The sequence below is a fragment of the Symbiopectobacterium sp. genome, from assembly GCF_051710365.1.
Lineage (GTDB): Bacteria > Pseudomonadota > Gammaproteobacteria > Enterobacterales > Enterobacteriaceae > Symbiopectobacterium.
This window is the reverse complement of sequence record NZ_JBPETA010000037.1, coordinates 1-24,375: the sequence shown is the minus strand read 5'-3', so window position 1 is coordinate 24,375 and position 24,375 is coordinate 1. Positions and strand designations below refer to the sequence as shown.

17 protein-coding genes and 6 pseudogenes are annotated in these 24,375 nt (G+C 54.2%); 9 read left to right on the top strand and 14 right to left on the bottom strand.

Going from position 1 to position 24,375, the window contains the following annotated elements:
• Positions 1-124: 124 nt before the first annotated feature.
• A pseudogene (locus tag ACTBDZ_RS05705) lies at positions 125-866 on the top strand (aminotransferase class I/II-fold pyridoxal phosphate-dependent enzyme); the annotation flags it as partial.
• Between the two features lie 126 nt (positions 867-992).
• On the opposite strand, the gene ACTBDZ_RS05700 reads toward ACTBDZ_RS05705, so the two are convergent.
• The 4 genes from ACTBDZ_RS05700 to ACTBDZ_RS05685 form a co-directional block, all read right to left on the bottom strand.
• Entirely contained in the window at positions 993-2,531 is a 1,539-nt protein-coding gene (locus ACTBDZ_RS05700; protein ID WP_438814584.1) for a DHA2 family efflux MFS transporter permease subunit, read from the bottom strand.
• 11 nt (positions 2,532-2,542) lie between these two features.
• Complete coding sequence (locus ACTBDZ_RS05695) at positions 2,543-3,748, bottom strand: HlyD family secretion protein (RefSeq protein ID WP_438814583.1); 1,206 nt, start codon at positions 3,746-3,748, stop codon at positions 2,543-2,545.
• A 106-nt stretch (positions 3,749-3,854) separates the two neighbouring features.
• Positions 3,855-4,871: an efflux transporter outer membrane subunit gene (locus ACTBDZ_RS05690; protein ID WP_438814582.1), complete on the bottom strand. Its 1,017-nt coding sequence runs from the start codon at positions 4,869-4,871 to the stop codon at positions 3,855-3,857.
• A complete protein-coding gene (locus ACTBDZ_RS05685; RefSeq protein WP_438814581.1) occupies positions 4,781-5,068 on the bottom strand; it encodes a hypothetical protein in 288 nt (95 codons plus the stop codon). The genes ACTBDZ_RS05690 and ACTBDZ_RS05685 overlap by 91 nt, the downstream gene beginning before the upstream one ends.
• A 111-nt stretch (positions 5,069-5,179) precedes the next feature.
• Here ACTBDZ_RS05685 and ACTBDZ_RS05680 point away from each other — a divergent pair, with 111 nt between their 5' ends.
• Complete coding sequence (locus ACTBDZ_RS05680; RefSeq protein ID WP_438814580.1) at positions 5,180-5,782, top strand: TetR/AcrR family transcriptional regulator; 603 nt, start codon at positions 5,180-5,182, stop codon at positions 5,780-5,782.
• A gap of 81 nt (positions 5,783-5,863) precedes the next feature.
• On the opposite strand, the gene gorA is transcribed toward ACTBDZ_RS05680, so the two are convergent.
• Both gorA and ACTBDZ_RS05670 read right to left on the bottom strand, forming a co-directional pair.
• On the bottom strand, positions 5,864-7,216 hold the full coding sequence (gene gorA, locus ACTBDZ_RS05675) for a glutathione-disulfide reductase (protein ID WP_438814579.1): 1,353 nt from the start codon (positions 7,214-7,216) through the stop codon (positions 5,864-5,866).
• Between the two features lie 117 nt (positions 7,217-7,333).
• Positions 7,334-8,176 (bottom strand): 23S rRNA (adenine(2030)-N(6))-methyltransferase RlmJ, encoded by an 843-nt coding sequence (locus ACTBDZ_RS05670; protein ID WP_438814578.1) that lies wholly within the window; start codon positions 8,174-8,176, stop codon positions 7,334-7,336.
• A gap of 188 nt (positions 8,177-8,364) precedes the next feature.
• On the opposite strand from ACTBDZ_RS05670, the gene ACTBDZ_RS05665 reads away from it, so the two are divergent.
• From ACTBDZ_RS05665 to rsmJ, 4 genes are all read left to right on the top strand, one after another.
• Positions 8,365-8,532 carry a DUF2623 family protein gene (locus tag ACTBDZ_RS05665; RefSeq protein ID WP_438814577.1) on the top strand — a complete coding sequence of 56 codons (168 nt, stop codon included), beginning with the start codon at positions 8,365-8,367 and terminating at the stop codon, positions 8,530-8,532.
• Complete coding sequence (locus ACTBDZ_RS05660; protein WP_438814576.1) at positions 8,474-8,680, top strand: DUF2623 family protein; 207 nt, start codon at positions 8,474-8,476, stop codon at positions 8,678-8,680. Before ACTBDZ_RS05665 ends, ACTBDZ_RS05660 begins: the two co-directional genes overlap by 59 nt.
• Positions 8,681-8,918: 238 nt before the next feature.
• Complete coding sequence (gene prlC / locus ACTBDZ_RS05655; protein ID WP_438814575.1) at positions 8,919-10,961, top strand: oligopeptidase A; 2,043 nt, start codon at positions 8,919-8,921, stop codon at positions 10,959-10,961.
• Positions 10,958-11,704, top strand: a complete 747-nt coding sequence (gene rsmJ / locus ACTBDZ_RS05650; RefSeq protein ID WP_438814574.1) for a 16S rRNA (guanine(1516)-N(2))-methyltransferase RsmJ — start codon at positions 10,958-10,960, stop codon at positions 11,702-11,704. The genes prlC and rsmJ overlap by 4 nt, the downstream gene beginning before the upstream one ends.
• Positions 11,705-11,720: 16 nt before the next feature.
• Here the strand turns inward: rsmJ and ACTBDZ_RS05645 are convergent, their stop codons facing one another.
• From ACTBDZ_RS05645 to ACTBDZ_RS05625, 5 genes and pseudogenes are all read right to left on the bottom strand, one after another.
• Positions 11,721-12,089 (bottom strand): hypothetical protein, encoded by a 369-nt coding sequence (locus tag ACTBDZ_RS05645; RefSeq protein ID WP_438814573.1) that lies wholly within the window; start codon positions 12,087-12,089, stop codon positions 11,721-11,723.
• Positions 12,065-13,355: pseudogene (locus ACTBDZ_RS05640) on the bottom strand (phosphatase PAP2/dual specificity phosphatase family protein). Before ACTBDZ_RS05640 ends, ACTBDZ_RS05645 begins: the two are co-directional and overlap by 25 nt.
• A complete protein-coding gene (locus ACTBDZ_RS05635) occupies positions 13,352-15,112 on the bottom strand; it encodes a bifunctional alpha/beta hydrolase/class I SAM-dependent methyltransferase (RefSeq protein ID WP_438814572.1) in 1,761 nt (586 codons plus the stop codon). The pseudogene ACTBDZ_RS05640 and the gene ACTBDZ_RS05635 overlap by 4 nt, the downstream one beginning before the upstream one ends.
• A gap of 43 nt (positions 15,113-15,155) precedes the next feature.
• Positions 15,156-15,754, bottom strand: a pseudogene (locus ACTBDZ_RS05630) (CDP-alcohol phosphatidyltransferase family protein).
• Positions 15,755-15,954: 200 nt separating this feature from the next.
• Positions 15,955-17,043, bottom strand: coding sequence for an oxidoreductase (locus ACTBDZ_RS05625; protein ID WP_438814571.1), 1,089 nt, complete (start codon positions 17,041-17,043; stop codon positions 15,955-15,957).
• 279 nt (positions 17,044-17,322) lie between these two features.
• On the opposite strand from ACTBDZ_RS05625, the pseudogene ACTBDZ_RS05620 reads away from it, so the two are divergent.
• A pseudogene (locus tag ACTBDZ_RS05620) lies at positions 17,323-17,607 on the top strand (ATP-binding cassette domain-containing protein); the annotation flags it as partial.
• A pseudogene (locus ACTBDZ_RS05615) lies at positions 17,606-18,718 on the top strand (LVIVD repeat-containing protein); the annotation flags it as partial. The pseudogenes ACTBDZ_RS05620 and ACTBDZ_RS05615, both read left to right, overlap by 2 nt.
• Positions 18,719-19,082: 364 nt before the next feature.
• Here ACTBDZ_RS05615 and gdhA read toward each other — a convergent pair.
• On the bottom strand, positions 19,083-20,426 hold the full coding sequence (gdhA, locus tag ACTBDZ_RS05610) for an NADP-specific glutamate dehydrogenase (RefSeq protein WP_438814570.1): 1,344 nt from the start codon (positions 20,424-20,426) through the stop codon (positions 19,083-19,085).
• A 439-nt stretch (positions 20,427-20,865) separates the two neighbouring features.
• Positions 20,866-22,383, bottom strand: coding sequence for an inorganic phosphate transporter PitA (pitA, locus tag ACTBDZ_RS05605; RefSeq protein ID WP_438814585.1), 1,518 nt, complete (start codon positions 22,381-22,383; stop codon positions 20,866-20,868).
• 270 nt (positions 22,384-22,653) lie between these two features.
• Between pitA and ACTBDZ_RS05600 the strand changes: the two genes are divergently transcribed.
• Positions 22,654-22,992, top strand: coding sequence for a hypothetical protein (locus tag ACTBDZ_RS05600; RefSeq protein WP_438814586.1), 339 nt, complete (start codon positions 22,654-22,656; stop codon positions 22,990-22,992).
• A 69-nt stretch (positions 22,993-23,061) separates the two neighbouring features.
• Here ACTBDZ_RS05600 and acuI read toward each other — a convergent pair.
• Positions 23,062-24,043 (bottom strand): annotated as a pseudogene (acuI, locus tag ACTBDZ_RS05595) (acrylyl-CoA reductase (NADPH)).
• Positions 24,044-24,375: the final 332 nt, after the last annotated feature.

The window sequence follows — 24,375 nt, the reverse complement described above, 5'->3', positions numbered from 1 at the left end:
TGGCGATGGTCAAAGCGCTTAACCGGATCACGCTATTAGGAATGCCGAACAGTATTCGCATCACGTAACAATCGACCCGATGGGGCACAGTCGTTACAAGTTCTGATTTATTCAACAAAGCCCCATTGGTGATGATATCGGGATAATTTGTGTATCACGCCCGACCAACCCTACCGGCAATGTGTTAACCGATGAAGAACTGGTTCATCTCGACCAACTGGCTCAGCAGCACGGCATTCCGTTGGTGATCGATAACGCCTATGGCGTACTTTTCCCCGGGATCATCTTCAGCGACGCCACGCCACTGTGGAATGCCAACACCATTCTTTGGCATGAGCCTGTCCAAACTCGGACTGCCAGGGTCGCGTTGCGGCATCATCGTTGGCAATGAACAGGTTATCTCTGCCATCAGCAACATGAACGGCATTGTCAGCCTGTCACCGGGCTCTATCGGCCCTGCGATCGCGAACGAAATGATTGTGCGCGGCGATTTGCTGCGTTTATCCAACGACGTTGTGCGTCCGTTTTATCAACAGCGCGTTGCGGAAACCATCGCCACGATCCGCCGCTACCTATCACCAGAACGTTGCTTGATCCATAAACCGGAGGGGGCGATTTTTCTGTGGCTGTGGTTCAAGGATCTGCCGATCTTAACGGAAACGCTCTACCAACGGTTGAAAAAACGCGGCGTATTGATGGTACCCTGCCACTACTTCTTCCCCAGTTTGGCATTGGCAGAAGACTGGCCCCATGCTCACCAGTGTTTACGCATGAACTATGTGCCTGAACCCGAGAAGATCGAACAGGGCATTGCGATTCTGGCGCAGGAAGTGGAACTGGCGTTGAGCGAGAGGGATGTCGCCTGATTCACATCAGAACAAACGCAATAGCGATGCCGACAGCGTCTTCTTCCTGAAGGCGCTGTCATAAAAAAACGCTGACAACCTGGGAAGGAAATTGTCAGCGAAATGGATAAAACATCAACATTATTATCAATGTACGGACGAGATACTCACTCTATTCGGTTTCGGTGCAAACCAAATCACCAGTGCAGCGACAGCAAAAATAGCGGCAATCACCATAAGGATATGGTTAGTGGCAACCATGACGCTTTGCCCTTGTAGCATCCACTCTATCGAACCGAGAACAGTGTCCATGCTCATGCCATCATTCAGCATATTGTGGGTGGCTACCGCTTCCCTGTCCGTCAGACCGGCCAGTTCCGCATGCACATAGCGGGTTTGGTTCTCCCATGACGTGTTGACCATAGAGGTAGCGAAAGCCCCTGACAAAGTACGAATAAAATTCATCAACCCTGCGGCAGAATCCATCTCTCGCTCAAGCACGCACCCAAGCGCAATTCCGGTCAAGGGAACAAAAAACAGTGGCATACCGATGCCCTGGAACAACATGGGCAGACTTATCTGGGAAAATGTCATGCTCATGTCTGCCTGGCTGCGAAACAGCGTCCACAGGCCGAGCCACAGCACCCCCGCGAACACCAGAGGACGCGGATCGATTTTCGTCGCCAGCGTGGCAATCAGCGGTGCCAGAAATACCGCCAGTACGCCCATCGTTGCCGTTGAGTAACCGGCAATCGTCGCGGTATAGCCCATGTAGATTTGCAGCCACAAGGGGGTCAGCACGGTAATGCCAAAGAACGCGCCAAACGCCAGTGAGAGCGTCACCATACTGGTCGTAAAACCGCGATGACGAAACACTCTGAGGTCCACCACGGGATTACGCTCGGTCAGTTCCCAAATCAGGAAGGAGATAAAGCCGATCAACGCAATAATCGCCAGAATGACAATGCGCGTTGAAGCGAACCAGTCATGATCCTTGCCTTCATTGAGCATAATCTGCAAGGCGGACACCCAAACCACCAGCAACACCAACCCCACGACGTCAATACGCGATTTTGCCGTCTGCGTTTCATACCGTTGCAGCATCTTCCAACACATGAAACCCGCCGCAATAGCAAAGGGCGTCTTACAGATAAAGATGTAGTGCCAGCTAAACTGATCGCAGATAACGCCACCGAGAATCGGTCCCATAATCGGGGCAACCAGAGTGGTCATACTCCAAATGCCGATGGCAACGTGACTTTTATCTTTCGGGAAAATACGCATCATCAACGTCTGAGACAACGGCATCAGCGGCCCGCCGGAAAAACCCAGAAAGACGCGAAACAGCACCAGCATATTCATACTGGTCGCCATCCCACACAGCTTTGAAAATACGCCAAACATCAGCAGACAAATCACGAAAACCCGCAGGGCACCAAAACGAGAAGCCAGCCAACCGGTCAGAGGAACAGAAATAGCCTCCGCCACCGCGTAGGATGTGATGACGTAAGTTCCCTGGCTGGTTGACGTCCCCAGACTCCCGGCAATATTCGACACAGAGACGTTGGCGATGGTGGTATCGAGAATGGCCAAAAAATTGGCCATCGCCAGACACAGGGTTCCGATGACGAGCGCAGCGCCCGTTAACGGCTGCGGAAAGGTATTCTGCGTAGTGTTGTGGCTCATTGTTTTGCGCCTTAATCCTGACGAGCCGTTGTCAGACCTTCATGGCCCGATGCCGCCAGATCCAAGGTGTTATGGGTATCAATGGTAGCAATCATCGACAAGCCAACCTGTAGCGGGTGTTTCGCCAGTTCCTGCTTGTCCAGCGTAATACGCAGCGGCAGACGTTGAACCACTTTGATCCAGTTGCCCGTCGCATTTTGCGCTGGGATCATGGAGAACGCTGAGCCCGTGCCGCCAGAGACACCGCTCACCACACCGTGATACACCACCTTATCGCCATAAATATCAGCCGTAACTTCAACGGGTTGACCAATTTTCACGTGACGCAGTTCAACCTCTTTAAAATTGGCGTCGATATGCACGTCGTGCAACGGCACCACCGTCATCAAACGCTCGCCGTTCTGTACCCGTTTACCAATCTGTACCTGGCGTCTGGCAATAACCCCATCGACGGGTGCTTTGATAATGGTGCGGGCCAAATCCACTTGTGCCTGCTCCACCTTTGCTTTCGCCAGCATCACCTCTGGGTTGGTTTCCACCGTGGCATCAATGGTCAACGCCGCATTGGCTTTTTTCGCACCGATGGTCGATAAGCGATTAGCCACCGACTGCGCCGCCGCCGCTTTGGCGACATTGAGGTTAGATTCAGCCTGGGCCATCGCATTACGTGCGTTAGTTAATTCCTCACCGGATACCGCGCCGGACTTTGCCAGCGCCTCGCGCCGCGTTAAATCCACCTGCTCTTTGGTGAAGTCGGCCTGTGACGCCACCAGACGCGCTTGCGCCTGCGTTTCATCCGCTTCCCTCGCCTTGACTTGCGCGGCCAATCCCTCGTCGGTCGCCTTGTAGCTGCTCACGCGCCGCCGCGATTGCCCCAGCATCGCCTCTGCCTGCGCCAGTGCCAAGCGAGCATCAGTGTCATCCAGTTGTACCAGCACGTCTCCCTGCTTCACCCACTGCGTATCCACCACATTCACCGCCTGCACAATACCGGTTACCGAAGGCGTCACTTCCGCCACTTCCGCCGCACTGTAGGCGTTATCGGTGGTGACATAGCACGAACCCACCATCGCATACCACACGCCGTAGCCGCCCGCGGCGATAACCACCACAGCAGCCAATCCCATAAACCCTTTTTTACGCGATGACGCCGCGCGCGATGCATGAAAATGTGTGTCCGCCGCAGGCGTGGCAGAGTCATTATTTCGCTGTGACATAGAAAAACTTCCTGCAAGTCGAGATAGGATTAAGAAGCATCAAACCCGCCGCCTAACGCGTGGATTAATGAAACATCGAGTGAGAACGCCTGTGATTGCAAATTCACTAATACGCGCTGGGTTGGGTATCCAGCATGGCGTCCTCTGTTGTCAGGACATCGAGATAGGTCGCCAGGCCACCGCGATAGCGTTTATCTGCAATGAGATACGCCGCTTTGGCGTTTTCGAATGCATTTTCGCTTTTTGACAGGCGGGCTTTCAGAGCATTGGCGCGGGTAACCACATTGGCCAGATCGTGCAATGCCAGCGTCAGCGTGTTGTTGTAAGTCGCAACAGACTCTTCGTAGTTGGCCTCAGCGGAGGTTAATTGCCCGGATAAACGGCCACCGGTGAAAATAGGCAGATACAGCGCAGGCCCAATGCTTCCGGCATCGTTGCCAGAACGCGTCAGATTATTCAGGCCGAACGACTGATAGCCAATAAAACCGGTAATGCTGACATCAGGGTAGTACGCGGTTTTGGCGACATGAATGCGTTTTGCCGCGGCTTCAACACGCCAACGCGCGGCGCTAATGTCCGGACGGTGGCCCAGAATGTTGATGCCAGTTTTAGCAGGCAAATTAAAGGATTCATCCAGATGGATCGCCGGACGCTGAATAGAAAGCCCCCGGTCTGGCCCGTCGCCCAACAATGCGGCAATGGCATTTTTCTGTAGCTGGATGGCCTCATCGGAGGCAATCAATTCGGCCTCAGCGCTCGCTTTCAGCGCCTGCACCTGTTTGACCACGCCGTCAGTTTCAAGCCCATTGAGATTGCGCTCTGTCATCAATTCAACGGTTTTGCTACGGATCTCCAACGCATTCTGCGTCGTGTCACGGTTGAGGTACAAACGTGCCAGCTCCGCATAGGACTGCACCAAAGCGGCTTGGAGCAGTAATTTTGCCGACTGCATTTCCGCACCCGCCGCCGCATAATCTGACGTTGCAGCGGCGACTTCAGCACGGTTTTTGCCCCAAAAATCGAGATTAAAACTCAGATTAGCAGTCGCAGAGCCAAGGTTGGCGCAGAAGCCAGCGCCGCTTCCATCAGGCTGTCCAACTGCCTGTCGTGGTAGCGTAGCCACCACTGCGCATCTGGCCAGCGGCCCTCTTTTTCGGTGGTCAGCGACTGTGAAGAGGCAAACTCATCGGCGCGTTTTATTTGGCTCAGTGTGTTGTCTGGGGCGGTTGAACAGCCCGCCAGGATGAGCACCACGGCAAGCATTGAAAACCGCAAATCAGGAGGTAACAGGCTGCGATTTATTAACTTATTGATTTTCAAGATACATCATTTTTAATACCGTACAGTACGGTTTTTTTATAACTTGACATAAAACGATAGTCAAGAGAAGATTACCCATTGGACGGAAAGAGAAGCGTATGCGAGTTAAAAGTGAAACCAAGCGTCAAACCATTACTGGATATCGCGACGCGCGCATTTATAGAGCAGGGATTCAACAACACGTCGATGTCGGAGATCGCCAGTCGCGTCGGGGGCTCCAAATCAACGCTCTATAACTATTTCAGTTCCAAAGAAGACATCTTCTCTGCTGTCATGGCATCGTCAGCCAAAACCGACATCGCGGAAGCGTTCGAATCACTAGACCCAAAGAAAGATATCGAAACGACGCTTAACCAATTTGGCCGCAATTACCTCTCCTCAGTGCTGAGCAGCGGCCTGATGGCAATCTGGCGCATGGCGATTAGTGAATCAGAACGTAGCGACATTGGCCGCTTGTTTTATGCCGAAGGGCCACAAAAGGGCTGGAAACGGTTAAGCCATTACCTGAGTAAAAAAAGCGACGAAGGCATTCTGCGTCACTCAGACAGTTGGGTATGCGCGATGCATTTGAAAGGGCTGATTGAAGCGGAGTTGTTTCTTGTCGCAGCATTGGGCGTCGACACCGCGCCTGACGCCAAACGCATTGAAGACGCGGTCTCTCGCGCCATCACAGTATTTCTGCTCGCTTATCGGGCTGAAGCGTCGAAGCAGTAAACCGTAGAGTGCTGCCAATAAAAAAAGAAGCTCAGGATTGAGCTTCTTTTAAGGCATTGAAAAGGTCGTCAGGCAGCGACTTTAGCGCATCGTCACAAACTCTTCCGATGCGGTCGGATGAATCGCCACGGTATTGTCGAAGTCGCGTTTGGTCGCGCCCATTTTCACCGCTACGGCAAAGCCTTGCAGCATTTCATCCATGCCAAAGCCGATGCCATGTATGCCAACGATTTTCTCTTCCGGCCCAACACACACCAGCTTCATGCGGCACGGTTGGCGGTGCTGGGTTACTGCGGTGTACATCGCGGTGAAGGAAGAGGTGTAGACCTTAACCTGGTCATCACCGAATTTTTCCCGCGCTTGCGGTTCAGTCAACCCGACGGTACCAATCGGCGGATGGCTGAACACCACGGTCGGAATATTGGTGTAATCCAGATGCTCTTCCGGCTTGTTGTTAAACAGCCGTTCTGAGAGGCGGCGCCCCGCCGCAACAGCCACCGGCGTCAGTTCGATAGCGCCGGTGTTGTCACCCACCGCATAAACGCCCGGCACGTTGGTGTTCTGGTATTTATCTACCTTGATAAAACCGCGCTCATCTTTGATGACACCCGCCGCTTCAATATTCAGGTTATCGGTTGCCGGTTCACGGCCAATCGCCCAAATCAGGCAATCCACGGTATAGGATTCACCGTTGGTCAGATGCAGGGTCAGGCTGCCATCAGCGTTTTTCTCCACCGCCTGCGGTGTGGATTCGGTATGTAGCATCGGCCCTTCTGCCTCCATCACTTCCACCAGCGTACTAAAAATCAGCGGATCGAAGCTGCGCAACGGCGCGTGCTTGCGCACAAACAGATGGGTTTTGGAACCGAGCGCATTCACAACGCCAGCGATCTCAACGGCGATATAGCCCGCACCGACAATTGCCGTACGTTTTGGCAACCCGTCAAGCGCAAAAAAACCGTCGGAATCGATGCCGTACTCAGCACCGGGAATCGAAGGACGCGTCGGCCGGCCGCCCGTCGCGATCACAATATGGTCGGCAGTGATGGTTTCACCATTCACTTCAACGGTGTGCGCATCGACAAAACGGGCAAAGCCGTGGATAACGTCTACCTGGTTTTTGCCCAGCACATTGTTGTAGGACTGATGAATGCGATCGATATAGGCACTGCGGTTCTTCACTAGGACATCCCAGTTGAAGGCGTTAACGGTGGTATCAAAACCATAGTCCGGCCCATACTGGTGGATCGCTTCGGCAATCTGCGCCGCGTGCCACATGACCTTTTTCGGTACGCAGCCGACATTAACGCAGGTGCCGCCCAGATACTTTGCTTCAATCAACGCACATTTTTGCCCATACATTGCCGCACGGTTAATGGACGCAATACCGCCACTGCCGCCACCGATGGCGAGATAGTCATAATGCTTTGTCATGAGAAGATCCATGGTTAAGTGAAGAGAATAAAACGCAGTGTAACCCCTGAACTCGGTCTGCGGCAAAACCGTTAACGTCGGTTTTGCCGATGGGTGCAACAGGCAAAACCTGTCAGGTTATTCCGGCACCACCTGCTCAATCAGCGTATGCCCAGTGCCATTAGGCGCAAGCACGCCGTGCAGCCACGGCAGCAGCGCCTGCATTTGCGCGTGCAGTTTCCACGGCGGGTTGATCACGATCATGCCTGACGCCGTCATGCCATAACGATCGCTGTCAGGCAGCATTGCCAGTTCAATTTGCAGAATATTACGGATACCGGTGGCTTCCAGCTCTTTGAGCATGCGCTTGATTTGCTGACGTAATACCACCGGATACCACAGCGCGTACACGCCGGTGGCAAAACGTTTGTAACCTTCCTGAATCCCTTTGACCACCGCCTGATAGTCGGTTTTCAACTCATAGGGGGGATCTATCAGGATAAATCCACGGCGAGAGGCGGGCGGCAACTGAGATTTCAACTGCTGATAGCCGTCTTCACGCACCACTTTGGCTCGCGAATCACGTTGAAACTCACCGCGCAGCAACGGGAAGTCGCTAGGGTGCAATTCCGTCAGGTGAATACTGTCCTGCTCGCGCAGCAGTTGGCGGGCAATCAGCGGCGAACCGGGGTAGAAACGTAGCGTGCCATTACTGTTGTAGGCTTTAACCGCATTCAAGTAAGGGGTCAGCGCTTCGGGAATATCATCCCGCTGCCACAGTTTGGCAATCCCTTCCAGGTACTCCCCGGTGCGTTCCGCATGTTCACCGCTGAGCTGATAACGCCCGGCCCCTGCATGGGTATCCAGATACAGAAACGGTTTCTCTTTTTCTTTGAGCGCAGTAATGATCAGGCTCTGAACGGTGTGCTTCAGTACGTCGGCATGGTTGCCGGCGTGAAAACTGTGGCGATAACTCAACATAACGGTTTTTGTTCCGGTGAAATAAACTGGGTGCCCGAAGGCAAGATCATGTCTCGCACAGTATAAACGTTCTGCCGCAGAAAATATCACCGGAAAACCATAACGCAATCCTCTTGCAATCCCCTTGCCGAAAGGGCCGCTCGACCGTTATATTATTAATTATATAGCGATAGTGAGTGGAGAACATCATGGCAAACCCCTTTGGCGATGGCGTTATGGACGAGCTTAAAGCCCAAACGCCACAACCCCTGAGCGAAATTCAGCACCACGGTCTCGAATATCGACGCGGTTATATCTGTGGTTACGCGTATAACCTGGCGGAAGCGGTGGGCGATCGGGCAAAAAGCCGCGTTTGAGGCGGGCCTGCTTTCACGGCGCTATGGGCTGGAGCGTGACCGTATCGCCGAGTTTTTTAGCGAATACGGCAATCCACAAACCGTGGTTTATTTTTATGCCGGTTATGATACGCCGGGGAGCAACGAAGCGGTACGTACACGACCTTAAACACAGCACCACTCACTTCACACTGCCCGCAACGCCGCAGTGAACCCTCTGCGCAGTCACTCACGCGCGCTAACGTGCACGGTATGCGCAGTTTCGACATGCTCAGGGAATTCTCCCCCGTTCATTGATTTTTGCCCTTTCTGGCCTCATGTTAATCAATAATTCGCTTTTTTTGCCAGCACCGCCGATCGCGCGACTGCCCTTGTCGCTGGCTGACACATAACGATGGGACCGTGATATGACGAATCCATTATTGACCCCGTTTACCCTGCCCCCGTTTTCCGCCATTAACATTGATGACATCGTCCCCGCCGTTCAGTCTGCTCTGGCAGACTGCCGCAGTGCGGTTGAGCGCGTGGTCGCGCAGGGTGCACCGTTCACCTGGGAAAATCTGTGTCAACCGCTGGCAGAGAGCGACGATCGTCTGGGCCGTCTGTTTTCTCCGATCGGCCACCTCAATGCCGTGAAAAATAGCCCTGAGCTGCGCGCGGCCTATGAGCAATGCTTGCCGCTGCTCTCTGAATACAGCACCTGGGTTGGACAACACACCGGGTTGTATCAGGCGTATCGCGACCTGAAAGAAGGGGCCCACTACGCCACATTGAGCGTCGCGGAGAAAAAAGCGGTGGATAATGCGCTGCGCGACTTCGAACTGTCCGGTATCGGTTTGCCGCCGGAAAAACAGAAACGCTATGGCGAAATTGCCGCGCGTCTGTCTGAACTGGGCGCGCAGTACAGCAACAACGTGCTCGACGCCACCATGGGTTGGAATAAGCACATCACTAACGTTGCGCAGCTTGAAGGGATGCCGGAAAGCGCGCTGGCTGTGGCCGCTGCACAAGCCGAGGCGAAAGGGCTGGAAGGTTGGCTGCTGACTCTGGATATCCCCAGCTACCTGCCGGTCATGACCTACTGCGCCAATCAGGCGCTGCGTGAAGAGATGTATCGCGCCTATGCAACCCGCGCCTCCGATCAGGGGCCGAACGCGGGTAAATGGGACAACAGCGAAGTGATGGCCGAGGAGCTGGCGCTGCGCCATGAACTGGCGCAACTGTTGGGCTTTGGCAGCTTCGCCGATAAATCCCTTGCCACCAAAATGGCAGAAAACCCACAGCAGGTGCTGGATTTCCTCAACGATCTGGCAACGCGTGCCCGCCCACAAGGGGAAGCGGAACTGGCACAACTTCGCGCCTTCGCCAAAGCGCATCATGGCGCTGGCGAACTGCAACCGTGGGACATTACTTACTACAGCGAATTGCAAAAGCAGCACCTCTACACCATCAGCGATGAGCAACTGCGCCCTTATTTCCCAGAACAGCGCGTAGTTGAAGGGCTGTTTGAAGTGGTGAAACGCATTTATGGCATTACGGCCAAAGAGCGCCACGACGTAGACGTGTGGCACCCCGAAGTACGTTTCTTTGACCTGTTTGATGAAAGCGGTGAACTGCGCGGCAGCTTCTATCTCGATCTCTATGCGCGCGAACACAAGCGTGGCGGTGCCTGGATGGATGACTGCGCGGGACGCCTGCGCAAGAGCAGCGGTGAACTGCAAAAACCGGTGGCCTATCTGGTATGTAACTTCAACCGTCCGGTCAATGGCAAACCCGCGCTGTTCACCCACGATGAAGTCACTACGTTGTTCCATGAATTTGGTCACGGCCTGCATCATATGCTGACGCAGATCGATACCGCAGGGGTGGCTGGCATTAGCGGTGTGCCATGGGATGCCGTCGAACTGCCGAGCCAGTTTATGGAAAACTGGTGCTGGGAGCCGGAAGCGTTGGCGTTTATCTCCGGTCACTACGAAACCGGCGAACCGTTGCCACAAGCCATGCTGGACAAGATGTTGGCAGCCAAAAACTATCAGGCTGCGTTGTTTATCCTGCGCCAACTTGAGTTCTGCCTGTTCGATTTCCGTCTGCATGCGGAATACGATCCGGCAAAAGGGGCACAAATTCTGCCGACACTGGCCGATGTCAAAGCCAAGGTCGCCGTCGTGCCCAGCCCAAGCTGGAATCGTTTCCCGCACGCCTTCAGCCATATCTTCGCAGGCGGCTATGCCGCAGGCTACGACAGCTACCTGTGGGCGGATGTTCTGGCAGCGGACGCCTACTCTCGCTTTGAAGAAGAAGGCATTTTCAACCGCACCACCGGCCAGTCTTTCCTGGATAATATCCTGTCGCGCGGTGGTTCCGAAGCGCCGATGGATCTGTTCAAGCGCTTCCGTGGCCGTGAACCACAGCTTGATGCCATGCTGCACCACTATGGTATTAAAGGGTGAACATCAGCCTGCTGGCAGAAGGGGGCGCCGATAGAGGCGCCCTTGATGCATTAGCGACACGCTGGGGATTGCAGGACGATCCCAGCGCGACGCTGGCGCTGGTGCTGACGCCAGAACGTCTGGAGTTGCGTAAGCAGGATGAAGAGAAGCTCGGCGCTATTTATGTCGATTTCGTCTCTGGCGCAATGGCCCACCGCCGTCGCTTTGGCGGCGGGCGCGGCGAAGCGGTTGCTAAAGCGGTCGGCATCAAAAAGGATTATCTGCCGGACGTCGTGGATGCCACCGCCGGATTAGGCCGTGATGCCTTTGTGCTGGCCTCGTTAGGCTGTCGTGTACGCATGCTGGAACGTAACCCGGTAGTTGCCGCGCTGCTCGACGATGGTTTACGACGTGGCTATGAAGATGCCGAGATAGGCGCGTGGCTGCGCGAAAGATTGACGCTGATTCACGCCTCAAGCCACACAGCCCTGAGCGATATCACACCGCCACCGGATGTGGTCTATCTCGATCCCATGTTTCCTCATCGGCAAAAAAGTGCGCTGGTAAAGAAAGAGATGCGGGTGTTTCAATCACTGGTGGGAGCGGACGACGATGCGGATGCACTGCTGGCTCCCGCGCGGGCGTTGGCGAAAAAGCGTGTGGTGGTAAAACGCCCCGACTACGCCCCACCGCTGGCGGGCATTGCCGCCCAATCGATGCTGACCACCAAAAGCCACCGCTTTGATTTTTATTTGCCGCTGTAGCGCATAGACAGGCAACTTAATGTAACAGCAGCGCGATAAGCCAGATTATCCATAAAACACCCTGCTGACGTTCTACCAACGAGAGCGCCTGTAGCCTTTCACGCTGCCAGATAAAGAAAAGTATCGCGCCAACCTGTGCATCATTCTCTTGGTTGATTAACGTAAAATACTGCACGTCCAGCCAGAGTCGCCAACAACCCAACCACACAATACCCGTCAGGAATACGATGACGAAACAGATTACACCGGGTGGTGTGGTAAAGATGGCCCACACCAGCGGCGGAACAGACAAGAGCAAAAAGAAACGCCAGCTGTTCAGCGTTTTTACCACGAAGCGAGATTGCAGATCGCGCCTGTTTGTTATGCTGTTACTTGTTTCTTCCATCTTTCCAACATCTCTATATGTTCGGGGGTAAACACCACCACCTGCGGACGCGCCTTACGTACACGCATCACCGCGCAGGCGACGGACAACTCAGGATAACGCTGTAATAGCCACGCCGTAACCACCAGCGCACTGCGTGAGAGCCCCAATGCACAGTGGACCAGCACGCTGCCGTGCGTTAAACGCAATTGCTCTAGTGCCTTCACGGCCACATGAAGCGACGTCTCATCGGGATTAACCAGATCCAACATCGGCACACACCGATATCCTCCGCCCTGATGTGCCCGGGAGCGGGGGAACTCACTGGTGAGATCCAGTACTGCGCGCTGTGCAGGAGGCCTACGTGGATACGCCCCTAAAAATACGCCATCGGAAACGGGATTCATCGCCGGCAGACGTCGGGTATACCATCGCATAGAAAACAGCATTCCTACCCGCCAGGGCAACAGCAACCACCAGGCCGCAGGGGTGAGCTGCCCTTCGTGGTCTTTTTGCAATGCATCAACGCCAAGAAACCCATAGGACAGCGCCACAATCAGCAGTGCCAGCGTCGGCCACCACAGCCAGAGCGTCAGAAAGGTTCCCGCCAGGCAAACTAGCGCACCGCAAAAATAGCGCCCGGCAAGTTGTTGGCGCTTAGCGTTGGCGCGTTGCCAGCGCCATCTGCCCTCATCGGGAATAAGCCAGTCGATGACCATACCAAGCGCCAGGCCTGTCAGCACATCAATAAAATGATGCTGCCAGGTGGTGAGCACCGAAATGGCAATCAGCAAAAACCAGAACGCATTCAACTTCTGCCAAATACCCGTCAGGCGACGATTAAAATGCCGCCACAGCAACCAGCACAGAATAATATGTAACAATGGAGACTAGTTGTACGGTAAGTCGAACTGCTCAAGCTGACCGAATAGCCACCCTGCCAGACCGGTGATCTCCGGCCGGCTAAAAGTAAACTGCAAGGGAAACAACAAAAAGCCGATGCAGGCAGTGATTGATGCCAACACGAGCCGACAGACCAGCCGTCGTTGCATTTTTAATGATGTGCAGGCAAACAAGGACAAGCCATAGAGCAGATCCAGGCTCCAATAGGGGACGATGGTCAGCGGTATATAAAGGAATGTGCCGCTCCCAGTCAAACACCAGGCTACCGATATTTTCTCGTCCGGCCGTAAACTGATTGACCTGACCATAGGTTAAAAAGAAGAATGGCGCGAGCAGAGTCAGCCACCCTAAACCCTGCAAGTAGAGTGAACGCTGACTCATCATGATGCGCGGCGCACCGCCATGGAAACAGTGAAAATTCCCCATTCATCAATCAACTGGGCGCATTTATCGAAACCCGCCTCCCGCACCAGCGCATCCATTTCACCCTGTGTGCGGACACGCATCACCCACGCTTTGCCATCTTTATGACTGGTCAGTGACCACGCGATAGTTTTAAGCTGTGGGTGCCAAGGCTGCCCGGTATAAATCAGAATGCCACCAGGCTCAATCGCCTCTGCCAGCCCGGCAAGGGAGTTGCGTACCAGTGCGTTTTCAGGGAACAACTCGTACAAACCAGAGACAACACCCAGAGTGGGACGAGGTTCCAACGATGCCAGCTCTTCGCGGTTAAAGGCGTCACCACGTTCGAATCTCGCACGCCCGCCCATACCGCGAGCGGCGATCATGGCTTGTCCCTGCTTCACGTTCAGTTCGCTGTAGTCACGCAGCAAAATCTCGCTCACCGCAGCATCGCCTTCCAGCGCATCAAGAACATAGCGCCCGTGTCCTGCGGCAACATCGACCACTCGGACCGTTTTTCCCTTTTCAATCAGTTTCGTAACAGCCTGCTGAATCAACATCTGGAGGTGGATTTTGCGCTGTCGGATCCCTCGCCAGCCCACGCTATTGAGATACTGTTTGTCGATAAGACGCCCCAACGCGCTGCTTCCCTGAGGCTGGTTACGGTAGACATAGTCCAGCGTACTTCCGGAATCAAAACCGGTTTCAAAGCCCAAACGGACCCCCGTGGACTGCGTGCCCAGCATCTTCATACCATAACGCAGCCCACGGTACGCGATATCGTCCAGCGAGTAAGGTTCCGCCCCGCCGCGTAACACTCGCCAGCTATCAGCGCCGAGACTCCAGCGATCTTCATTACTGTAGTCCACACGCTGTGGTGGCAAGGCATAGAGAGTATCGATAAAGCCACGCATCTTATCAAAAGCCAGGTGCCGCTCTTTTTCGCCCAACGTGTCGTGATAAAAGCCCGGCAATACATGCAGTTCTTTAATGGGATTACGCAAACGCTGATAAAAATCAATCTGCGGTTGTCGATGTACCACGTAATCGGCCCCGGAAACCAGCAGTTGCACAGGCAAGGCAATGGCGCTGGCATCGCTGACGATGCGTTCCGCCGTTTTGTAGAGATCCAGCAAAATATTCACCGCAATGGGGCGGGTAATCAGCGGATCCTGGTTAAAACTCGCCACACGTTGCGAATCGTGTGTCAGGTATTTGCCTTTAACATAGGAGTTAACGAAAAAGAGGCCACGTAGGCGATGCATCAACGCCAGACCGGGGCGCGCAAACGGTACATACAATTTAACCTTGAATGCAGGCGATGCGAGCACCAGGCCGCGAATGGGCGGTGCGTAATCATGCGCCCAGGTGGCAACCAGCACTGCACCGACACTTTGCGCCACTACCACCACATCCTCCATTGAAACCTGGCTATCATCAGCGGCGAAACGGACGAATTCATCAACATCCTGCACTGAACGAGACAACGAAGGGCTATAGCCCCGCTGACCGGGAGAACGTCCGTGACCACGGGCATCCCAAGCATAAAATGCGGTATCCGGCATCGCCAGTTCATCAACAATGTGTTGTAGACGCCCGGAATGCTCATGCCCGCGATGAAACAGCACGATCACTTTGTGCGGCGTGCCCCCTGAGATTGCAGGCCAGTGGCGATAAAACAGCTCTGTACTATCACTGGTCAAAAAAAACCGCTCGTCCGGCGTCCGTAGATTGCTCATGAGAATAATGTCCTTGTCATTACCGAGAGGTTGCCCAACAGCATCAATTTACCTGTTCTTCGCCTAACACACTCCGACAGCGGTTAACCACCGTCCACATCAGCAACAGGGTTGCAATGCCCCACACAGCGTTATTCCACGTGGTAAGTTGCGGCCAGATCGCCAGCCCCAGGCACCAAAGACCAGCGCCCTGTCGCTTTTGCCCAACGGGCCAGCATAGCTGCGTACCCCATTGATGGATTGTGCTAACACGCCACAAAATTCCGTCATCAGCGCACAGAGCAGCATCACCAGAACCAGCAGCGCATGACTGTTAGGCAGCAGCATAAACGGCAAATACAGTGCGATATCAGAGATAACATCACCGGTTTCATTCAGGATGGCACCAAGCTTCGATTGTTGATGACACTCGCGTGCCAACATGCCATCCAATGCGTTGAGTGCCATCCGCACAAATAACACAACCGGTAGCAGGGCGAACAAGGCAGGATCAGGAAATATACTGAGTGCAGCACCCGTGAGAATTGAGAGTACAACGGCAGAGATCGTGACGTGGTTGGCTGTAACGTGGTGTTTGTGCAACCAAAACATCAGGGGGCGTAAACATGCCTGAAAGGCTGGCTTTATCTGATAAAGCGTCATTCTGGTTCTCTGATAATTCGAGGATTTTCCTCATTGTGTATCAATAAACCAGATAACCTGTAGTGATTTCCATTGCTTAACCGCAAAATCAGAATTAACGACACCACGCGTTGCTACGCTCTGGTTGCAGTATGCACTCACCAATAAGCCGTAAAATTGGCAAAGCGCGCATGAATGTGTGCTTTGCCATCATCAACAGACTACACCGATAACGCCTCAACCCGCTCGATGGCAGCACGCAGGCTTTCTGCATTCAGCGGCACAGGCAGCGCATGGATCGATTCGAACGGTGCCAGCGTGCGCGCAATGACCTTCTCCACATCGGCGTGATGATGGATATCCACGTCCAGCGCCTTCAGGCTGGTGGGCAAGTTGAAACGCGCAAACGCCGCAATCAGCTGCTCGGTAACGTCGCGCTGTCCGAGCAGTTCGCTCTGCACCAGAATGCCATAAGCCACTTTGGTGCCGTGCAGGAAACGCTCGGTTTGCGGTAAGGTGGCCAACCCGTTATGCACCGAATGCGCCGCAGCCACACGGGTGTAGCGTTCACCCAAGCCGCCGACCATACCACCACCAGCGATAATCGCATCGACCACATCAAGGAAAGCCTGCGTCAGTTCGCCACGCCGTTGATCGGCCAACGCCTGTTCGCTGCTGTTGAGCAGTACATTACGAATAGAGAGCGCCGTTTCAATCCCCAAACGCACCGTCAGCGGCAGATTTTCCGGTTGTGGACTCAACACCACCGCCTCATACCATTTCGCCAGCGTATCACCGATCCCTGCCAGCAAATATTCCTGCGGCGCGCGCAGAATGATAGTTGGCTCCACCAGCACCAGATGGTTGGCATCGTTGAAAACTTCAAAACGCAGCGCCTGGCCTTCATCGTTATACCAAACGGAAAGCGGCGTCCAGGCGGCACAGGTGGCAGCGATGGTAGGGATAGCCACCAGCGGTACACCGAGGCGACGCGCCACCACTTTAGCCGTGTCCAACAGCGCACCGCCGCCGACACCAATCACCACCTGACGATCGTCACCCGCTTGTGCACAGAGTTGCACCACCGCGCTTTCGCTGCAATGGCCGCCAAAAGCAATGTGCTTCGCACCGGCTACGTTGAACGCCGCGGGCAAAAACGAAGTGGCCGCCGCAATCGCTCGTTCACCATAAATCCAGACCGCGCTTTCCAACTGTGCCGGGGTATAAAGGCTTTCCAGCTCCTGCAACGCGCCGGGGTAGGAGTAATAGTTGGCGGGGCCGGTTACCACGCGAATTGCCGTGCTGGTCATGATGCTACATCCTGTCGTGTGTTGACTGTCATCGGTGAATAATCACTACCTTATCATAAATAGACTTCTGGATGGCTATAAATATTGAGGGCATCATGATGCATTTTTTTCATGTTGCTCTGTAAGCGTCTGTTTTATGAATTATCTTCATGTTACGTATGGACATCTGGACGGCCAATAAAATTTTGCTTTATCTTATGCGTTTTCGTTCATTGCCAGGCGTTATCACCCCGTGAAAGATCTGGCCGATCAGATGATTTTTTTCCTGGGATGACCGCCATGACGTACACACATCGGCCAACGCCACACAAACTGGAAATGCGTGGGATTTCCATTGCCTTTTCCGGCTTCGCTGCGCTGACGCAGGTCGATTTCACCCTGGAAGGCGGCTCTATCCACGCGCTGACCGGTGCCAATGGCGCAGGCAAATCCACGCTGATGGCGGCACTTTCCGGTGCGCATGAGCACTATCAGGGAACCGTTGCCATTGATGGAAAGCCCGTTGAGATTCGCTCACCGCGTCAGGCCAAGCAGCTCGGCATCCATGCGGTGCAGCAGGAAGTCGCAGGGGTTCTCCATCGTCGATGTGCGCGATGCGAAAAACCCCAGGGCGGCGGGTTACGTGTCCGCCCCGCCTGGCACCTGGAATGTGCATTTGCAGGCACATGACGATCTGCTGCTGGTGATTAACGCACGCGATCTGTTTGCTGACACCCGCTTTGCCGATGAGAAGGTCTATTACACACGCTCCGTTGCCGATACGGTGAGTGACGTGCAAGACAGAGGCTGGAGCGCCGGACTGCGCGTGTTTGATATCGCAACGCCGGACAAGCCGCGTGAAATCAGCTTTCTGCCGCTGAACGGCATTGGTATTCACCGTATTTGGTACGTCGGCGGGCGTTGGGCCTACGTCTCCGCCCTGTTGGACGGTTTTAGTGATTATATCTTCCTGACCATCGATCTTGCCGATCCGCGTAAGCCCGAAGTGGCGGGGCGCTGGTGGTTGCCGGGCATGCACAGTGCCGCAGGCGAAACGCTCAACTGGCCGGAAGGAAAACGCTATGCGCTGCACCACGCGATTATCAGCGGCGATACCGCTTACGCCAGTTGGCGTGACGGTGGCCTGACGCTGCTGGACGTGAGCGATCGCCATCATCCGCAGTTGATCAGCCACCGCAACTGGAGCCCACCGTTCGGCGGCGGTACCCACACCGCGCTGCCGTTGCCGGATCGCGATCTGCTGGTGGTACTGGATGAGGCGGTACTGGACAATCAGGAAGATGGCGAGAAGCTGATCTGGCTGTTCGATATTCGCGAACCAAGCAACCCGGTCAGCATTTCCACCTTTCCGCAGCCGGATGAAGTGGATTACGTGGGCAAAGGCGCGCACTTCGGGCCGCATAACCTGCACGAGAACTGGCCGGGTAGCTTTATCAGCTCAACGCTGATTTTCGCCACCTACCAAAACGCTGGCGTACGCGCTTACGATATCAGCAACCCGTATCGCCCCGTGGAAACCGGCGCGCTGGTGCCTGCCGCGCCAGAGAAAATGATGGATACCCGTCCGGGCCGCCCACGCGTAATTCAGTCCTGTGATGTGTTTGTGGATGCACAGGGCATTATTTACAGCATGGATTATAACGGCGGACTATCAATCATTGAATATCTAGGCTGATGCACCGACAGATTGAAAGTTACTCTGGGTTTTATTCTTTGATGTTAATTCGCGTAAAGAATCACGCTGAGGTGGCGTGACCGCCGGGTGAGCGGCATGGACGCCGCGAAAGCTAGCGCCGCGCCGGGAGCGCGTCGCTGGCGGCCCGAACCGCGGGCACGAACGCCGAAGGCACCGCGTAGCGACGTGATTTCTCGCGAAAAGCCTGGAGTCACGAGGCGGCGGCGATTGAGCGCCTCGTGTCGGGCGCGTGCTGCAACGGTTGCAGAAATCCATGTTGGTTAACGCGCACGAAACCTTCACAGAGCGGACAGAAAAATCCCCGCTCAAATCTAAACGGGGATATCCTCACGAGGCGATATCGTCACACTACGCCTTGTGCCAGCATCGCATCTGCCACTTTCACAAAGCCCGCGATGTTCGCGCCGCGCACGTAGTTGGTGTGCTGGCCTTCGCCGCCAAAATCCACGCACGCATGGTGGATATCCAGCATGATGTGGTGCAGACGCGCATCCACTTTCTCCGCTTCCCAGCCCATACGCGCCGCATTCTGTGCCATTTCCAGCCCAGAGGTTGCGACACCACCGGCGTTTGCCGCTTTGCCCGGCGCAAACAGCACATTGGCTTCCAGGAAGGCATCCGTCGCTTCGATCGTGGTCGGCATGTTAGCCCCTTCCGCCACGGCTTTCACGCCATTAGCAATCAGCGTCTTGGCACTGGTCAGGTCCAGCTCATTCTGCGTGGCGCACGGCAGTGCGATGTCCACCGGCACGTTCCACGGCGTTTGGCCTGGCAGGTACGTGAGACCGGCTTCGCGCGCGTAATCTTCCACACGGCCATAACGTTGGTTTTTGATATCCGCCAGCAGCGCCAGTTTCTCCGGCGTAAAGCCCGCTTCATCCACGACCGTACCGTTGGAATCCGAAGCGGTAATCACACGAGCGCCCAGAGACAACGCTTTTTCAATGGCATACTGCGCCACGTTACCGGACCCGGAGACTGCAACACGCATGCCCTCAAACCCAAGGCCGTGACGCTCCAGCATCGCCTGCGTGAAGTAGACCAGCCCATACCCTGTCGCTTCCGGGCGAATCAGACTGCCGCCAAAAGAGAGTCCTTTACCGGTAAACACACACGCGGTGTTGTTGGTCAGCTTTTTCATCATCCCGGTCATAAAGCCCACTTCACGACCGCCCACGCCGATGTCTCCGGCAGGTACGTCAGTATCCGGCCCCAGATGGCGATACAGTTCCGCGATCAGCGCCTGACAGAAGCGCATCACTTCACCATGGCTTTTACCCTTGGGATCGAAATCGGAACCGCCTTTACCGCCGCCCATTGGCAGCGTGGTCAGCGAGTTTTTAAAGGTTTGCTCGAAACCGAGGAATTTGAGAATGGAGAGGTTCACCGAAGGGTGGAAACGCATCCCGCCTTTATACGGACCAATGGCGGAACTGAACTGCACGCGCCAGGCGCGGTTGACCTGCACCTGACCTTTGTCATCCGTCCAGGCAACGCGAAACTGGATAACACGCTCTGGCTCGACCAGACGTTCCAGCAGGCTTTGCTCTGCATAGCGCGGGTTCTGTTCCAGAAACGGCCACAGGGTAGAGAAAACTTCCCTGACCGCCTGAGAAAACTCCGGCTGATGCGGGTCGCGCTGCTGAACCTGATTGAGAAAACTTTCCAGAGAGACTAATTGAGCCATTACCAACTCCTGCAAAAAAGAAAAAGCGTCCGGTGGACTGTGCTTTTTTTATCTCGCACCCTTTCACGCGCAGCAAGGTGCCTGGCCGCGTGAAAACGGTGAAAGTTATGCACGTTAAAAGCCTGTGGGATCGAGGTTGAATGATGTTGTGCCGCTTCGACTATAGCACTGCTGATGGATATTCAAGCAAGCGTTTTTTAACGTTTTATATGCTTAAAAACCAATGAGATAGGCACTTATCTTCACATAAAAAATAATAAAAACTGGTCATAAGTTTCTGTTATATAACAAAAGAAAGTGCAATTCAGTGCACAAAAAAGCGGTTAACAGAGGGGATGTAAAAAATGCGATCGACTAAAAAATCGGTCATTTTGCAAAAAAATGCACCGGCTAAAAAGGCTCCCCGGCCTTAACCGGGGAGAGGAAGAGAACGAGGGTGTTACTCTTCGTCATCACGCAACGGAACGATCAGCATGTCCACATGCACGCCGGACATCACCAGAGAAACCGGCAGCGTAAACACCCATGCCAGCAGGATGTTCTTAACCGTTTTGCCCTGTACGCCGCCACCATCAACGATCATGGTGCCCGCAACCGCAGAGGAAAGAACATGGGTGGTGGACACCGGCATACCGGTATAGCTCGCCACACCAATTGACAGCGCCGCCGTCACCTGTGCAGACACCCCTTGCGCATAGGTCATGCCACGTTTACCGATCTTCTCGCCGATAGTTACCGCGACACGACGCCAGCCCACCATGGTACCCAGTGAGAGCGCCAATGCGACAGCAACGATAATCCATAACGGCGCATATGCGACGGTTTTCAACATATCCTGACGCAGATTGTTCAGGTAGCGGCGATCTTCAGACGTGGTTTCCGGCAGCTTCGCTACCTTGTCCATGGTATCCGCGATGCACATCAGCAAGCGACGCACGCGACCGCGATCCTCGGCATTCAACTGGTCATAACTCTTCAGGTTATTCAGCAGACCCAGTGAACGTTCGATGGCGATCATTACGCGCGAACTGTCGCAGTGGGACTCTTTAACACCGTTAGCAGGCAGCACAGTTTCTGTCGCCGGCACAGGCGTAGAGAGGTCGATGACGTGTTTGAGCGCATCGCCATGCTGTTGATAGAACTCCTGCAAATTGACGACCGCATCACGCGTGCGGCTGATTTCATAGCCGGAAGCGCTCATGTTGACGACAAAGCCGGCAGGCGCAACGCCAATCAGTACCAGCATGATCAGGCCGATACCTTTCTGGCCGTCGTTCGCGCCGTGGGAGAAGCTAACACCGATAGCGGAAATGATCAGCGCTGTACGCGTCCAGAACGGCGGCTTGTGTTTGCCATCCAGCTTTTCACGATCGGCTGGCGTCAAGTGAACGCGTTTGCGTTTCTTATTGTTGTTCCAGAAACGCAGCAGCACGAACAGCATCAGACCCGCGACCACCATCCCCACAATGGGAGATAGGATCAGCGACAGGAAGATACTGATCATTTTGGGAACATTGAGCGCATCCACGACGGAAGTGTCGGTGAGCAGGGCGTTGGTCAAATCAATCCCGATGATAGAACCAATCAAGGTGTGGGAACTGGAGGCTGGCAAACCAAAGTACCAGGTGCCCAGGTTCCAGATAATCGCCGCCAGCAGCATGGAGAACACCATGGCCAGGCAGTGCGCGGAACTGACGTTAAGCAGCAAATCAGTAGGCAGCAAATGCACGATGGCATAAGCCACGCTCAACCCGCCTAGCATCACGCCGAAAAAGTTAAACAGTCCGGCCATGACAACCGCATATTCCGCCCGCATCGCGCGCGTATATATCACGGTGGCAACAGCATTCGCCGTATCGTGAAAGCCGTTTATGGCTTCATAGAACAGAACAAATACCAGTGCCAAAATCAGCATCAGACCGGTATGAAAATCAACCCCGGTAAATAAATGTAGCATAAGCGTTAGGCCATTTGTGGTCATGAACGCGGCGCATTATCTGCGACAAGCCTAAACGGGAAAAGGAAAATATGACTTTTTTTGACGAAAAGATGACCAATTCGGCTATTGGTCGGATTTATCTCAATAAAATCAAAAAATACATATTCTTGTATAAATATACATTTTGTTACGCTGGCATCCCTTCGCGCCTGACACTACAATCAGCCGCCCGTAGGTTATCGGGGAAAATGCTAACTTTTTATATCGCCATTGGCAGGAGAGCGCACTGTGGAATCGTTTGATGTTGTCATTGTGGGTGCAGATAACGGCAAAAAACCCGGTCGCAAAATATTGATGTCGGGAGGGTGGTCGCTGCAATTTCACCAATATGAAGCAATACAGCCGCCTGCATCGTCACCGCTCACTGAGCAAGATAAAAACAGGGAAATAGAGTACAGGTTGAAAAAGATAAAAGCCTTCAGGGCTGCATTAGATATGAAGAAAATAGAACAACGACTTAGTGCTATCCGACAGTTTAATCTCGACAGCTATGCTGCGGAGCAAGGCAGAGGAGCGAGTAGCGAACAGGGTATGTCATTACCTTCACCACCGCTACCAAAACAGTAACCCCAGCAGGGCGTAAACAAAGGTATCTGGCCCACCTCGATAATCAAGCGGGCCAGTCACATCAGGCTATCAGCACTTGATCACGGCACGGCCTCGCACTTTGCCCGCCAATAAGGCTCCGGCAACATCAATGGTCTGCGTCAACGGGTACTCCGTTGTTAACGCAGCCAGTTTTGCCATTGGCAGGTATTTGCAGGCTTTTTCCCAGAGCGCCGGACGTTTTTCCGTGCTGACCATTACGCTGTCGATACCTTGAAAGGTCACGTTACGCAGGATAAACGGTGCAACGCTTGCCGGGAGATCCAACCCTTGCGCCATACCACAGGCAGCAACGATGCCGCCGTACTGAAGGCTGGCACACACGTTAGCCAGCGTATGGCTGCCCACGGTATCCACCGCCGCCACCCAGCGCTCTTTTTGCAGCGGTTTACCCGGCGCACTCAGCTCGGCACGATCGATAACCTCACTCACCCCGACGTTATTGCGCAACCAATCAGCCTCTGCCGGGGCGCCCCGTGGAAGCCACCACCTGATACCCCAACTGCGCCAAAATAAGGGCCGCACAGCTGCCTACGCCATCGCTGGCACCGGTTACCAGCACCGGACCGTCCTCCGGTTTCACTCCGTGGTTTAACACGGCCTCGACGCAGAGCATCGCGGTAAACCCTGCCGTACCAATCGCCATCACATGTCTGGCGTCTGAACCCTGTGGCAACGGAGCCAGCCACTCAGCGCTCACCCGTGCCTTACCCGCCAAACCACCCCAGTGTTTTTCCCTAACGCCCCATCCGGTCAACAGCACCTTGTCACCGGCTTTGTACGCTGGGTTAACGCTTTCTATTACCGTGCCAGCAAAATCGATACCGGGCACCATCGGGAATTTACGTACGATAGGACCGCTCCCCGTAATAGCCAGCGCATCCTTGTAATTGATGGAGGAGTAGTCGATGGCGACAGTAACGTCCCCTTCCGGCAATGCACTTTCCTCTTGTGCCACCAGTGCTGCATGATAATTGCCTTCAACCTTGTCGATCACGATTGCATTGAACATGTAAACCTCGTCTCCGTATCGTTCGCCCATCGGGGGAACGCAGCCGTAAAATTCACCAAATTAATTATTGACCGATCGTCTATAAATTAATACCACGGTAACCTGATTTTTCTTTTTTCGGGACTTGACGGTATTCTGAAGTTCTGAATTTATTACTGCTTTTTGCAGACCAATCAGCATGAGTACTCCCCACGTTACCATCCGTAAGGCTTTGTTGAATAAATAGAAAGTTTGGGTAATCATCGGAACAGATCACCATAGTTGTTTCAAAATCAGGTCTCCATGGCAAAACAAAATTTTAAAATCACTAACTGGCCCTCCTATAACAAGGC

Coding starts and splice junctions, on each gene's coding strand:
- ACTBDZ_RS05700 (WP_438814584.1), bottom strand. CDS start 2,531: ATGAGCCACAACACTACGCAGAATACCTTTCCGCAGCCGTTAACGGGC.
- ACTBDZ_RS05695 (WP_438814583.1), bottom strand. CDS start 3,748: ATGTCACAGCGAAATAATGACTCTGCCACGCCTGCGGCGGACACACAT.
- gorA (WP_438814579.1), bottom strand. CDS start 7,216: ATGACAAAGCATTATGACTATCTCGCCATCGGTGGCGGCAGTGGCGGT.
- ACTBDZ_RS05670 (WP_438814578.1), bottom strand. CDS start 8,176: ATGTTGAGTTATCGCCACAGTTTTCACGCCGGCAACCATGCCGACGTA.
- ACTBDZ_RS05665 (WP_438814577.1), top strand. CDS start 8,365: ATGGCAAACCCCTTTGGCGATGGCGTTATGGACGAGCTTAAAGCCCAA.
- prlC (WP_438814575.1), top strand. CDS start 8,919: ATGACGAATCCATTATTGACCCCGTTTACCCTGCCCCCGTTTTCCGCC.
- ACTBDZ_RS05645 (WP_438814573.1), bottom strand. CDS start 12,089: ATGGAAGAAACAAGTAACAGCATAACAAACAGGCGCGATCTGCAATCT.
- ACTBDZ_RS05635 (WP_438814572.1), bottom strand. CDS start 15,112: ATGAGCAATCTACGGACGCCGGACGAGCGGTTTTTTTTGACCAGTGAT.
- ACTBDZ_RS05625 (WP_438814571.1), bottom strand. CDS start 17,043: ATGACCAGCACGGCAATTCGCGTGGTAACCGGCCCCGCCAACTATTAC.
- gdhA (WP_438814570.1), bottom strand. CDS start 20,426: ATGGCTCAATTAGTCTCTCTGGAAAGTTTTCTCAATCAGGTTCAGCAG.
- pitA (WP_438814585.1), bottom strand. CDS start 22,383: ATGCTACATTTATTTACCGGGGTTGATTTTCATACCGGTCTGATGCTG.